We start from the raw sequence: 12,844 nt of genomic DNA, 5'->3' as shown, positions 1-12,844 counted from the left end.
ACTTCAACCGCTCCGGCGTCCTTCCGAGCATCGCGAGACCGCGCACTCCGAGAAGCCCCCGGGGCGCGTCGCTGCTCGTACCCCTGAGCCACGGGCACCAAGGTGCGGGTCGAGGAGTTCTTCCAGTCCGGCAAGGGCCCGGCGGCACTGGACGAGCACCAGGTCCGCCGCTACGCGTCCTGGTCCCGCTGGGTCACCACCGCCACGCTCGCTCCTGCCTTCCTCGCAGTCGTCAGAGCCAATCCATGATCGTTCTTCTGGCTGGACCTCGCTTCTTCCTCACGAACGCGTTTCCGGTAGCGCAGCGGCGGATCTCCGGTCTCGCGTTTGAAGGCGGTGCTGAAGGCACTCTCCGAGGCGTAGCCCAACGTGGATGCCAGTGCGCCGACGTGGTCGTTCCCCTCCCGGAGGGCGCGCTGTGCCAGCAGCATGCGCCAGTGGTTGAGGTAGGTGAGCGGCGGCATGCCCGCCACGTGCCGAAAGTGCGTGGCGAATGCCGTGCGTGACATGGCCGCCGCTCGTGCCAGAGACTCCAGCCGCCAGGCTGTGCCCGGTTCAGCGTGCATAAGGGTCACGGCTGCGCGCAGCCGTTCGTCGGTCAGCAGACGCAGCCAGCCGGGAGGTAGCGCAACCTGGTCGAGATAGACGCGCAGCATGTCGAGGACCAGCAATTGCCCGTGTTGGCGGATGGCGAAGGCGGAGCCGATGCGGTCGCCGGTCACTTCGTCGAGGAGCTGCTCCAGTCGGACGCGCAGGGGGACGCTGGTGGTCGCGGCCCGGACATGCCCTACCGGCGGGAGCGCCTGCAGGAGGAGGGCTTCGCCGATCGCATTGAGGGCGATGTGACCGCCAAGGAGCAGGTCGGCACCTTCGTCGTCATCAAGGGGATACCTTGCGCTCGCCACGTCGATCTCGTACGGGACCTGATCTGTGGGGCCTCCCCGCACCTCCAGCCATGCCTGGTTGTTCAGGATGGCGACATCGCCCGCCTCGAGGACGAGCGGCTGATCGATGCCGCTGGCGGCCAGCCGGGCCTGACCGCGAACGACCGCAAAAAACTTCAAGATGGGGGGAAGGGAACCACGGGCCACCCAGGCACGCCCTCGCGGGACGGTGAAGCCGCTGGTCATGAGCCCCTTGATCTCGATGAGATCGAAGACCTCGGACATCGGGTCAATCAGCATGCTTGAACGATCGCGAAAGAAATGCGCACTGTCAATTATTCACCGTGCCCCCTTCGGGGTCGTAGCGTGCCGGTATGAACCACAAACAGCATCCTCTCGGGTCCGGCTTCACCGCGGCCTCCACAGCCGACGAGGTCATCGCAGGAATCGACCTGAGCGGCAAGAACGTCATCATCACCGGGGGCCATGCCGGAATCGGGCTGGAAGTCACCCGCGCTCTGACCCGGGCCGGCGCATCGGTGACCACGGCCTCGCGCAACCCGGACCTCGCCAAGCAGGCCTTGTCGGGGATCGGGAACGTGGAGGCTGACCAGCTGGACCTCCTGGACCCGGCGTCGATCGACGCCCTCGCCGCACGCTGGCTCGAGACCGGCCGCCCGTTGCACCTCCTGATCAACAGCGCCGGCGTCCCGGCGCCCCGGGAACGCACCGTGGACGCTCGTGGTTACGAAGTCCAGTTCGCGACCAACCACCTCGGCCACTTCCAGCTCAGCTTGGGCCTGCTGCCCGCCCTGCGCGCCGCGCACGGCGCCAGGGTGGTCAACGTCACCTCCGGCGCCCAGCGGTTGTCCGGCATCCACTGGGACGACCTCTATTTCACCGCCGACTACGAGCACACCATGGCCTACGCCCAGTCCAAGACGGCCAACGTGCTCTTCACCGTCGAGCTGGACCGCCGCTGGGCCCAGGACGGAATCCGTGGCTACGCCACCCATCCGGGCATCGTTGTCGGCACCAGCCTCAATGGTGCCGGAGGCGAGGAGGGGCTGCGGGCCATGGGGCTCATCGACGAGTCCGGCCGGCCGATCATCGACCCCGACCGCGAGAAGAAGACACCGCAACAGGGGGCTGCCACCATCGTGTTCGCGGCCACCAGCCCCCTTCTCGCCGATACCGGCGGCGTGTACCTGAGGAACAGCGACATCTCGGAGCTGGACGACGAGCCGAGGCCTTTCGACCCGCAGCACCCCAACTCCGCTGTCACGTCCCACTCCGTCGACCCGGAATCCGCCCAGCGCCTCTGGGCACTGAGTGAAGAACTGATCAAGGCGTAGTGAGACCCCGCGCCGTCACGAGACCAATCCCCGTGACGGCGCGGCGAGGCGGAGCATCTCCCGGTCCGCCACACGTGGCGCGGCTGCCCAGCGGAGACGTGGTCACAGCATGATCATGATCTTGCCGTGGGTGTGGCGTCCGGCCTGCAGTGCCACGGCGTCACGGATCTCCCGGCCCGGCGGCGCTACGGCTGCGTCTTCTCGTAGTACTTGTCCTGGTCGGAGTCGTAGACCAGCTTGCCCTCGGCGTCGTACCCCTTGATGTGCGGGGCCACAGTGACCTGCTGGTTCAGGTTGCCGGAGGCGACGAACCAGCCGTGGTCCAGGGCGGCCTGGCTGGTGGCGTCGCCGTAGGAGACGGTCATCCGGGCCACCGACGGATCGACCGTGCCGATGACTCCCCAGCGGAACGGGAGTTTCCAGTTGCCGCGGTCGAGGACCGACTGCTGGTAGAGCTTGCCTCCGTTGATGTCGGCCCTCACTGGACCGGCGTCCGGCAGATCGTCGGAGCCTGTGCTGATGTTGTTGCCCTGGGCCTTGCCGTCCCTGATGTTGCAGATCAGCCGGATCTGCTGCGGCTGCTCCTTCACCGCGACGACGTACATGCCGTCGCCGGGCGCGTTGGAGTCGCCGGTGCTGTTCATCGCCAGGATGATCCGGTAGCCGTCGGTCGCTCCCAGGTCCGTGTCGAACGCGTTGTTTGGGGGCCCTGTGTGCGACTTGTCGAAGGCGAGGCACTTCTCCAGCCCGTCGGCAGCCTCCTCGAAGGTGATCCCGTCGAGCAGCTGGCCCTCCGTGGCAGGCCGCGCGGGCCCCGACGGCGACGCGGACGGCGTCGGTGTCAGTGTCTCCGGTGTCTGCTGCGGGACGCTGACCGACGGTGCCGGCGCCGCCGTGTCCCCGCCCGTACCCGCGCCGGTCAGCGCGTACGCCACCATGGGTACCGCCGCCAGCGTCACCAGGGCCGCCCCGGCCGCCGCCACCCGGCGCCGCCGCTCGACCGTGCCCCGGCGGTGGATCGCCGGATACGGCGCTGGCGAGGGCCGGATCGTGTACGCGTCCTCGGCGAGCAGGCCGCGCAGCTGTTCCTCGAAGTCCCCGCCGATTCCCGCGCCTTGCTGCTTGTGCTCCTCGTTCACCTGTTGCCTCCCTGTTTGGACGAGGCCCGGCTGCGGTCATGTCCGTCCATGCCCTGCGCGAGCCCTTGATACGTACGCAACTTCGCCAGTCCCTTGGACGCCTGGCTCTTGACCGTGCCGGGAGAGCAGCCGAGCACCTCGGCGACCTCGGCCTCGGACAGGTCCTCCCAGTAGCGCATGACGACCACCGCCCGCTGTCTGGGAGGCAGTTGGGCCAGCGCCACGAGCAAGGCGCTGCGCTCGTCCGCCCACGAGACGGCCTCGTCGCGCCCCGCCACCTCCGGCGGCGCCGCGGTCAGCGCCTCCGTCACGCGCCGCTTGCGGAACCGGTCGCTGTTGCAGGTGACCAGCATCCGGCGGACATACGCCTCCGGACTGTCACTGCGCGAGACGCGCTGCCACGAGCGGTATGCCTTTGCCAGCGCCGTCTGCGTCAGGTCCTCGGCGTGGTGCACGTCGCCCGTGAGCAGATAAGCGGTCCGCACGAGATGGGACCATCGCGTTCTGACGAATTCTTGGAAATGGGCCTCTTGTTCGGCCTGCATCAAGCACCCCCTCGCCCTGCAGACCACCGTTTCGGCGGATTCGGTTGCCTGCCCGGGATCCGGCGCCGGGTTCGAACGGAGGCTCGCCAGGGATTGTCCTGCGGACCAGGGCCGTGTCTCATGATTGACGACTCGGGTGTGGAGCGGTCTTTGGTCGTGCGTGGTCGTGCGTGGTCGGGGGCCGCTCGGCCGCGCCGGGCGGCGTCGGCCCGGCGTTGCACCGGAGCACCTCCCTTTTCAGGCCGGCGTTCGTTTTTTGTTTCACAGAGATGAAATCTCCGGTGCCGAGACAGCTCTCTCTGGTGCTGCCCGGCCGCACCGCCAGCCGTGAGGGGTGGGGCGACCGGCCTCCCGGAAGTGTGGCGAGTGCGGGTGCGAGGGCGCCGGTCGAGCCGGAAGTTCCTTGTCGCGCGGCACTGTTGTCGGACCCGTCGAATCCGGGGCGGTCGCGGCCGGGGCGCCGCCCCCTCGGGGAACACCCCGCGCGATCGCCGCCCGGCGCTCCTCGGCGAGGAAGCCGGAGGCCGAGGGCCTCCACGCGGCCCTTGACGTCCAGGATTTCTTGGATTCAAGATTCACATTCCGTCTGCCGATCACATGCTCGCCGAGGAGATTCATGCAGTACTCAGCCCTGACCCACCTCGTCTGTTCCCAGACCGGAGAGCGCTACGAAGCCGATGTGGTGCAGGGTGTGAGCGCGGCGGGTATGCCGCTGCTCGCCCGTTACGACCTGGAGCGAGTGGCCGCGACCGTCACACCGGCCGAGATCGCGGGCCGACCGCCGACACTGTGGCGGTACCACGAAGTGCTGCCGGTGAGAGACGAGTCGTACATCGTCTCCATGGGCGAGGGCATGACACCGCTGCTGGCGCTGCCGGCCTATGGCGCCGCGATCGGTGTGCCGAATCTGCTGATGAAGGACGAGGGGCTGATTCCCACCGGCACCTTCAAGGCCCGCGGCGCCGCGGTCGGTGTGTCCCGGGCCGTCGAACTCGGCGTCAGGGGAGTGGCGATGCCGACCAACGGCAATGCCGGTGCGGCGTGGGCCGCCTACGCCGCCCGCGCCGGGTTGCGCAGCCTCATCGCGATGCCGGTCGACGCTCCGTCGATCACCCGTGTCGAGTGTGTCGCCGCCGGAGCGGAGCTCTACCTGGTGGACGGACTCATCGGTGACGCGGGCAAGATCGTCAATGAGGCTGTCGGTGCGCGCCAGGGCTATCAGGAGGTCTCGACGCTCAAGGAGCCGTACCGGCTTGAGGGCAAGAAGACCATGGGCTATGAGATCGCCGAACAACTCGGCTGGCGCATGCCGGATGTGATCCTGTACCCGGCGGGCGGCGGCGTCGGTCTCATCGGGATCCACAAGGCGATCCTGGAGATGCGTGAACTGGGCTGGATCGAAGGTGAGTTGCCCCGTCTGGTGGCGGTGCAGGCGGAGGGCTGCGCGCCCATCGTGGAGGCATTCGAGTCCGGGGCGCGCACCAGCACGGCCTTCCCCGACGCCCGCACGGTCGCCTTCGGGATCACAGTGCCCAAGGCCCTGGGTGACTTTCTGGTGCTGGAGGCGGTACGGGCGACCGAGGGAACAGCGATCGCTGTCAGCGACGAAGAGCTGCTCGCCGAGCAGCGTGAACTCGCCACACGGGAAGGCACGTTCATCTGCCCGGAGGGCGCTGCCTGTATGGCGGCGGCCAGGCAACTCCGTGAATCGGGCTGGTTGGGCCCCGACGACCGGACCGTGGTGCTCAACACGGGAATGGGCCTGAAGTATCCCGGGACGGTCAGGGCCGACGTTCCGACCCTCGCCATCGACGCGCGAATCCCGCCGGTGACCGCCGGCTGATCGGCTCCCCGCCTGTTCCGGTGTGGGCTCCCGTATGAAACCCCGGCCCTACGCGGTTGGCCCGCCGTGGCCGTGGCCGGGGCTGGGGAGCCGGCACACGAAGCTCACGGGGGGCACCGGGCTGTCCCCGGGAGCGGCATCCTCGTCCGGCTCGGCGCCGGCACTCGCCTCGATCGCCCTTGAGGACCGCTGGGCGCACCTTTGCGACTGCGCCTTCGTGGTAACCGACGAGGAAACCGAGGTGGCGCGCCCTTCGCGCACGCCCGTTACCGAGAACTCAGGCTGTGGAGGCCACCAGCGGCCTCCTTGAGAAGGCCGCTGGAGCGGAAAGCTGAGGACCCTCCGCTCGCGGACCCCGGGTTCGTGAGGGATCGTCCGGCATTCTCCGCCGGGCTCGCTCCGGAAAGGCGTCGCCGCCCGACACCGTCGGGAACGATGGTCCAACAGCGCGGTTGATCACAGGTGCGGAGCAGCGGCCAGATGCTGACGGCAGTAGTCCAGGAACGGCACAAACTTGTCGCCTTGAGCCTGGTTGAGGTTCTACCGTCCTTGCATGAGCATGGAGACCACGGCCTGGACCCAGTTGCACAGCGTCATGAACGCCACGCGGGATCGCCGCCCCCTGGCCCGCGACACACTGCGTCGTGTCGGCGCGTTCGCGCGGCCGCACCGCCGCCGCATTACCCATTTCGTGCTGCTCAGCGTGGTGATCGCGCTGCTGGCCGTCGCGACACCGATCCTCGCCGGACAGGTAGTCGACGCCATTGTCTCCGGCGACCAGTCGGGCCGGGTCACCACCCTGGCCGTGCTCATCGCCCTGATCGCCTTCGCCGAGGCCGGACTCGGACTGCTGAACCGCTGGATGTCCGCGAACCTCGGGGAGGGCCTCATTCTCGACCTGCGCACCGCTGTCTTCGATCACGTCCAGCGCATGCCCGTCGCGTTCTTCACCCGCACCCGGACGGGGGCTCTCGTCAGCCGGCTCAACAACGACGTGATCGGCGCCCAGCGGGCCTTCAGTAACACCCTGTCCGGAGTCGTCGGCAATGTCGTCACCCTGCTGCTGACCCTCGCGGTCATGCTCACCCTGTCCTGGCAGATCACCCTGCTCGCCCTCGTCGTGCTGCCCGTCTTCGTCGTGCCGGCGCGGCGCATGGGCACCCGCATGGCCGGCCTCCAGCGGGAGGCCGCCGCCTACAACGCCGCCATGGGCACACAGATGACCGAGCGGTTCTCCGCCCCCGGCGCCACCCTGGTGAAGATCTTCGGGCGACCCGCCGACGAGTCGGCCGAATTCGCCGATCGTGCCCGCCGCGTACGGGACATCGGTGTGCGCACAGCCATGGCGCAGTCGGCGTTCATCACGGCTCTCACCCTGGTCGCCGCCCTCGCCCTGGCGCTCGTCTACGGACTCGGCGGCCACTACGCGCTCAAGGGCACCCTCGAAGCCGGCTCCGTCGTCGCGCTCGCCCTGCTCCTGACCCGCCTCTACGCCCCATTGACGGCTCTTGCGGGCGCCCGCGTCGAGGTCATGAGCGCCCTCGTCAGCTTCGAGCGGGTCTTCGAAATCCTCGACCTGGAACCTCTCATCGCCGACAAGCCGGACGCCTGCGGGGTACCGGACGGTCCCGTCGCCGTCGAGTTCGACGACGTCCGCTTCGCCTACCCCTCCGCCGACAAGGTGTCGCTCGCCTCGCTCGAGGAGGTCGCGAGCCTCGACACCCGTGTGGGCGGTGAAGTCCTCCGCGGGATTTCCTTCCGCGCCGAGGCAGGCCGTACGGTTGCGCTCGTGGGCTCGTCAGGGGCCGGCAAGTCGACCATCGCCCAGCTCCTGCCCCGCCTGTATGACGTGGACGAGGGCGCCGTACGCGTCGGCGGCATCGACGTACGCGACCTGTCGGCGGCCTCCATCCGCGCCACGGTCGGCATGGTCACCCAGGACGGCCACCTCTTCCACGACACGATCCGCGCCAACCTTCTGCTCGCCAAGCCCGAGGCCGACGAGAGCAGACTGTGGGACGTACTGCGCCGCGCACGCCTTGAGACCCTGGTGGCCGAGCTTCCCGATGGCCTCGACACTGTCGTGGGCGAGCGCGGGTACCGGCTGTCGGGCGGTGAGCGGCAGCGCATGACCATTGCCCGGCTGCTGCTGGCCGGGCAGCGTGTCGTCATCCTCGATGAGGCCACCGCCCATCTGGACAACACCTCCGAGGCCGAGGTCCAGGAGGCCCTCACCGAAGCCCTGGAGGGCCGGACCGCCGTGGTCATCGCCCACCGCCTCTCCACGGTGCGCGCCGCCGACCTGATCCTCGTCGTCGAGGACGGACAGATCATGGAACGCGGTACGCACGGCGAGCTTCTCGCGATGGACGGCAGATACAGGGAGCTGTATCGCACCCAGTTCCGAGCGGAGGACGGCGCGGAGCCGGTCGAGGTCGCCTGAGCAATGGGAGGCCGGATCGGTGGCCGCCGACCCCAGTCCGCGGCGGGGTGTGCGGTGGTGCCCATGATCAAGGGGAAGCTTCCGTGTGTCCGGGAGCTGGGGGGAGTTTGCAGGGGACCAGCGCCAGGTGGCAGTTCGGCGAGTTCTTCGGCCCGGACGCCGGTGTGTCGCAGGGTGTCGACGACGGCCCAGGCCCAGAAGGCGTCGTCCTCGGTGTCGGGCCGTGTCCCGGCGGGCCGGGCCCATGGCACGGCCCGCCGTACCGTCGTGTCGGACGCTACGGCCCGCCGTACCGTCGTGTCGGACGCGCGGCGAGGTCAGGTACGTACCGCCGCCGTGCTGTTCCTGACGACCAGCTTCGTTCCCAGTTCGATCCGCGCGGCGGTCTGATCCGTATCGCGCAGCCGCAGCAGCATGCGCGCGGCCTCCTCGGCCATCTCGACCAGCGGCTGGTGGACGGTCGTCAGCGCGGGGCTGGACCACTGGGCGGGCGGGATGTCGTCGTACCCCACGACGGAAAGATCCTCGGGCACCTGCAGGCCGAGGACCCGGGCCGCCTCCAGCACCCCCAGAGCCTGGAGATCGCTCCCCGCGAAAATCGCGGTCGGGCGGTCGGGACGGCTCAGCAACTCCATGGCGTGGGCATGACCCGACCCCACATGGAAGTCGCCGAACCGGATGAGCGCGGGATCCGCTTCCAGCCCCGCCATGCCGAGGGCCGAACGGAAGCCGTCGAGCCGCGCGAGGGAACAGATCATGTCCTCGGGTCCGGTGATGACGGCGATCCGGCGATGACCGAGCTCGATGAGGTGCCGGGTCGCGGCGAGGCCGCCCGCCCAGTTGGCCGAGCCCACGGACGGCACGTCCGGCTCGGGGTCGCCGGCCGGGTCGATGATGACGAACGGGATCGCGCGGGACCAGAGCTTCTTCTTGAGCTCGTCAGGAAGCGTGGAGAAGACCAGCACCACGCCGCGCGGCCGACGGCGCAGCACCCCTTCCACCCAGTCGGCGCCGGGGGAGTGCCGGGTGCCGGTCTCTGTGAGCACCACGCTCATACCTGTGGCCTTGGCCACATTCTGTACGCCTGTGATGAGCTCCATGGACCAGGCGCTGTCCAGCTCATGGAAGACGATTTCGAGCAGGGGTACATCCGGCGGTGTGGGGGCCGAGCGCCGGTACCCGTGTTCTTCGAGCAGTCCCTCGATTTTGACCCGCGTCGGGGCCGCGACGTCCGTGCGCCCGTTGAGGACCTTCGAAACTGTCGAAAGAGATACTCCGGCTTGCGAAGCCACCTGGGCGAGGGTCACTCGGCCTGCACTCCTGTCGTCACGCATGCACGGATCATAAGGCACCGCCCGTTGGTCACGGTTTGATAGCGCGCCGACAGCGCTGTTGACCACTCCTGGTGGGCGTTCTACCGTCACCCCGCCAAGAGACTTTCGGCAATGTCGCCGATACTTTCGAGAGGTTGATCCATGAAGATACGCATGCGACTCGCCCGGTACGTCGCCGGCGGCGCAGCCCTCGCGATGGGTCTGTCCCTGACGGCCTGCGGCGACGGCGGCAGCGCCGGCGGGTCCCAGGAGTTCCACGTACTTGTGTACGGGGACGCAACGAACAAGGTCGAGAAGCAGATCGTCGAGACCTTCAACAAGACCTCCGAAGTCAAGGCAGTCCTCGATACCGTTCCCGGCGCCGACTATCAGCAGAAGCTCCAGACGGTCATCAACACCCCGCAGGCCCCTGACGTCTTCTACAACTGGGGGGCCGGAAGCATCCAGCCGTTCGTCAAGGCCGATCTCCTCCTGCCGCTCGATGACATGATCAAGAAAGACCCGGGGCTCAAGTCCAACTTCCTGCCCTCGGTCTTCGACACGGCTGTCGTCGACGGCAAGGCCTACGGCGTACCGATGCGTGGCACTCAGCCCGTCCTGATGTTCAGCAACAAGCGGGTACTCGCGGATGCCGGTGTGCAGCCGCCGCGGACCTGGGCCGATCTGCTCGAAGCGGTGAACAAGCTCAAGGCGAATAAGATCACACCGATCGCGCTCGGTGGTGGGGACAAGTGGCCCACACTTATGTGGTTCGAGTACCTGTACGACCGCGTCGCGGGACCCGGTCTGTTCAAGAAGGCAGTGTCCGGCGACAAGGAGGCCTGGGACAGCGCCGACAGCAGGAAGGCGCTCGGCATGCTCAAGGAACTGGTCGACGCCAAGGCGTTCGGCACCAATTACGACTCGGTGAAGTGGACCGACCAGGGTTCCGCCGCGCTGCTGGCGAGTGGGAAGGCCGGGTTCGAACTGATGGGCTCGTGGGCGTACTCCACGCAGCAGGAGGCCAGCCCCGAGTTCGCGAAGAACGACCTCGGGTACAGCGCCTTCCCGGCGATCGAAGGCGGCAAGGGCGACCCGGCCGGCATCGTCGGCAACACCAACAACTTCTACTCGGTGACCAAGAAGACCAAGCACGCCGACGCCATAGCGGAGTTCCTGAAGTTGATGTACTCCGACAGGTTCGTCACGTCGCAGCTGGCCATCGGGAACCTGCCCACCACGACGAACACGGAGAAACACCTGGCCGGCGCGACCAACCCCGAGTACCTGAAGTACCAGCTCGACCTGGTCGGCAAGGCCCCGTCGTTCCAGATCTCGTGGGACCAGGCGTACGCGCCCGAGAACATGACGCCCATTTACCAGGCGGTGCAGCAGTTCTTCAACGGAAGCCTCGACGCCGACGGCTTCATCAAGGCCATGCAGGCCCTGACCACCGCGTAAAGGGCTGATCCGATCATGACCGCAACCGCATCGCGGGTGCCGGTGAAACGGCCCATGCCCGGCCGGGGAGCGACGACCCGGCTCGGGGTGGCGCGCCCCGGCATCGGCTGGGCCGTCCCCGCCACCGTGTTCTTTGTCCTGTTCGCGATCGTGCCCCTCGTCCTGGTGGCGGTGCTCTCCTTCACCAGCTGGGGCGGTCTGGGCTCACCGGAATTCGCGGGCCTCGACAACTGGACCAAGCTGTTCCACGACCCAGTGATGATCAAGAGTCTCTGGCTGAGTGTGCTGCTCACCGCGCTGGGCGTAGCGGTCCAGACACCCTTGAGTATCCTGCTCGGTGTCTGGGCGGCCGGGCCCCAGCGCAACCGCGCCGTCCTTTCCGCGATCTTCTTCGTCCCGCTCCTCCTGTCCGCCACCGCGGTGTCGGTGCTGTGGCGCGCCCTGCTCGACCCCAACTTCGGTGTTCCCGCCGAGGCGCGCTGGCTGTTCGGGGACGGCAACCTGCTGGGGTCACGAACCGCAGCGCTCGGCGTTCTCGTATTCGTCAGCACCTGGCAGTTCACACCGCTCCACGCACTGATCTACCAAGGGGCGGCGCGGGCGGTACCTACGGTTCTGTACCAGGCCGCCGCCATCGACGGCGCCGGGACCGTACGCCAGTTCTTCCACATCACGCTGCCGCAGCTGCGCAATGCCATCATCACGTCGGTGATCCTCATGGTCGTCGGCGGGCTGACCACCTTCGACACCGTGTTGATCCTCACCCAGGGCGGCCCGGGTACCGACACCACCATCACGGCTTTCTACATGTACCAAAAGGCATTCAAGGGCTTCGACTTCGGCGCGGGAGCCGCGATCGCACTGCTGCTCGTCGTGGTGGCGACGCTCATCTCGCTGGTCGTGGTGCGTGTCTCCGGCTACGACAAGATGGCCGGCACGAAGGAGGGACTGTGATGAGGCGTACCCCCAACTACCTCGCGGGCGCGGGTGCGTTGCTCTGGCTCTGCCTGGTCGCGCTGCCGCTGTACGTGCTGCTCGGCGCCAGCGTGCAGTCCCGTGCGGACTACACCACCGGCGGCCCCCTGTCGTTCCCCGACAGCTTCAGCCTGTCCAACTACACGGACAACTTCTCCAACGGCTTCGGCCGCTATTTCCTCAACACCGTCATTGTGACGACCAGTGTGGTGGTCATCGTGCTGCTCCTCGTCCCTCCTCTGGCTTTCTCGATCGTGCGGCACCGCGGACGTTCAGGCCCGCGCGTATTCCGGCTCTTCCTGCTGGGGCTCGCCATTCCCGCGCAGGCAGTGATCGTCCCGATGTTCTACGTCATCAGCAAAGCGGGCCTCTACGACAACCTCATCGGCGTCATTCTGCCCACTGCCGCGTTCTGCCTGCCCGTGTGCGCTCTCATCCTCACCGGTGCCATGCGTGACATCACCGATGAGCTGTTCGAGGCCATGGCCATCGACGGCGCCGACACCCGCCGGGTCTTCTTCCAGCTCGTCGTTCCCCTCTCGAAGGGCGGATTGTCGACCATCGTCATCTTCTCCGCCCTCCAGGCGTGGAACGGCTTTCTCTTCCCCCTGGTCCTGACCCAGTCCGAGAACACCAAGGTCCTCACCCTCGGGCTCTACAACTTCCAGACCCAATACAGCATCAACATCCCCGGCCTGCTGGCGGCCGTGGTCCTCTCCACGGTGCCGGTCCTGCTCGTCTACCTGTTCGCACGCCGCGCCCTGGTCCAGGGGCTCATGGGCGTCGGAGGAAAGTGATCCGCAACGTGACCGCCGACACCTGTTCCGAAAGCACGGATCCCGACCCTCTCGCACGACTTGGTACGCCCGGTGCGTCGTCCGTCGCG

Annotated in this window: 10 protein-coding genes and 1 pseudogene; 7 read left to right on the top strand and 4 right to left on the bottom strand. The window is 67.8% G+C overall.

What is annotated here, in order from left to right; translation table 11 throughout:
• Positions 1 to 93: 93 nt before the first annotated feature.
• A pseudogene (locus tag ACIRQP_RS35845) lies at positions 94 to 243 on the top strand (IS701 family transposase); the annotation flags it as partial.
• On the opposite strand, the gene ACIRQP_RS35840 reads toward ACIRQP_RS35845, so the two are convergent.
• Positions 171 to 1,184: an AraC family transcriptional regulator gene (locus tag ACIRQP_RS35840; RefSeq protein WP_403898085.1), complete on the bottom strand. Its 1,014-nt coding sequence runs from the start codon at positions 1,182 to 1,184 to the stop codon at positions 171 to 173. The pseudogene ACIRQP_RS35845 and the gene ACIRQP_RS35840 sit on opposite strands and share 73 nt — an antisense overlap.
• 74 nt (positions 1,185 to 1,258) lie before the next feature.
• Between ACIRQP_RS35840 and ACIRQP_RS35835 the strand changes: the two genes are divergently transcribed.
• Positions 1,259 to 2,239 carry an SDR family NAD(P)-dependent oxidoreductase gene (locus ACIRQP_RS35835; protein ID WP_403898082.1) on the top strand — a complete coding sequence of 327 codons (981 nt, stop codon included), beginning with the start codon at positions 1,259 to 1,261 and terminating at the stop codon, positions 2,237 to 2,239.
• A gap of 185 nt (positions 2,240 to 2,424) precedes the next feature.
• Here ACIRQP_RS35835 and ACIRQP_RS35830 read toward each other — a convergent pair whose 3' ends face one another.
• Together ACIRQP_RS35830 and ACIRQP_RS35825 are read right to left on the bottom strand one after the other, a co-directional pair.
• Complete coding sequence (locus ACIRQP_RS35830; protein WP_403898079.1) at positions 2,425 to 3,378, bottom strand: hypothetical protein; 954 nt, start codon at positions 3,376 to 3,378, stop codon at positions 2,425 to 2,427.
• The gene (locus ACIRQP_RS35825) at positions 3,375 to 3,923 is read right to left on the bottom strand and encodes a SigE family RNA polymerase sigma factor (RefSeq protein WP_403898076.1); all 549 of its coding nucleotides are present in this window, start codon (positions 3,921 to 3,923) and stop codon (positions 3,375 to 3,377) included. The genes ACIRQP_RS35830 and ACIRQP_RS35825 overlap by 4 nt, the downstream gene beginning before the upstream one ends.
• A 616-nt stretch (positions 3,924 to 4,539) precedes the next feature.
• Between ACIRQP_RS35825 and ACIRQP_RS35820 the strand changes: the two genes are divergently transcribed.
• On the top strand, positions 4,540 to 5,766 hold the full coding sequence (locus tag ACIRQP_RS35820) for a threonine synthase (RefSeq protein ID WP_403898073.1): 1,227 nt from the start codon (positions 4,540 to 4,542) through the stop codon (positions 5,764 to 5,766).
• A 553-nt stretch (positions 5,767 to 6,319) separates the two neighbouring features.
• Positions 6,320 to 8,209, top strand: a complete 1,890-nt coding sequence (locus tag ACIRQP_RS35815) for an ABC transporter ATP-binding protein (protein WP_403898070.1) — start codon at positions 6,320 to 6,322, stop codon at positions 8,207 to 8,209.
• A gap of 317 nt (positions 8,210 to 8,526) precedes the next feature.
• On the opposite strand, the gene ACIRQP_RS35810 is transcribed toward ACIRQP_RS35815, so the two are convergent.
• On the bottom strand, positions 8,527 to 9,543 hold the full coding sequence (locus ACIRQP_RS35810) for a LacI family DNA-binding transcriptional regulator (protein WP_403898068.1): 1,017 nt from the start codon (positions 9,541 to 9,543) through the stop codon (positions 8,527 to 8,529).
• A gap of 141 nt (positions 9,544 to 9,684) precedes the next feature.
• On the opposite strand from ACIRQP_RS35810, the gene ACIRQP_RS35805 reads away from it, so the two are divergent.
• The 3 genes from ACIRQP_RS35805 to ACIRQP_RS35795 are packed head-to-tail and all read left to right on the top strand — an operon-like array spanning position 9,685 to position 12,755.
• Positions 9,685 to 10,983, top strand: coding sequence for an ABC transporter substrate-binding protein (locus tag ACIRQP_RS35805; protein ID WP_403898065.1), 1,299 nt, complete (start codon positions 9,685 to 9,687; stop codon positions 10,981 to 10,983).
• A 54-nt stretch (positions 10,984 to 11,037) separates the two neighbouring features.
• Complete coding sequence (locus ACIRQP_RS35800) at positions 11,038 to 11,937, top strand: carbohydrate ABC transporter permease (protein WP_403898175.1); 900 nt, start codon at positions 11,038 to 11,040, stop codon at positions 11,935 to 11,937.
• Positions 11,937 to 12,755 carry a carbohydrate ABC transporter permease gene (locus tag ACIRQP_RS35795; protein ID WP_403898062.1) on the top strand — a complete coding sequence of 273 codons (819 nt, stop codon included), beginning with the start codon at positions 11,937 to 11,939 and terminating at the stop codon, positions 12,753 to 12,755. Before ACIRQP_RS35800 ends, ACIRQP_RS35795 begins: the two co-directional genes overlap by 1 nt.
• Positions 12,756 to 12,844 lie beyond the last annotated feature (89 nt).

It is taken from the genome of Streptomyces sp. NPDC102274 (assembly GCF_044766385.1).
Lineage (GTDB): Bacteria > Actinomycetota > Actinomycetes > Streptomycetales > Streptomycetaceae > Streptomyces.
Note: the sequence above shows the minus strand (reverse complement) of the source record. Positions and strands in the feature narration are given on the sequence as shown.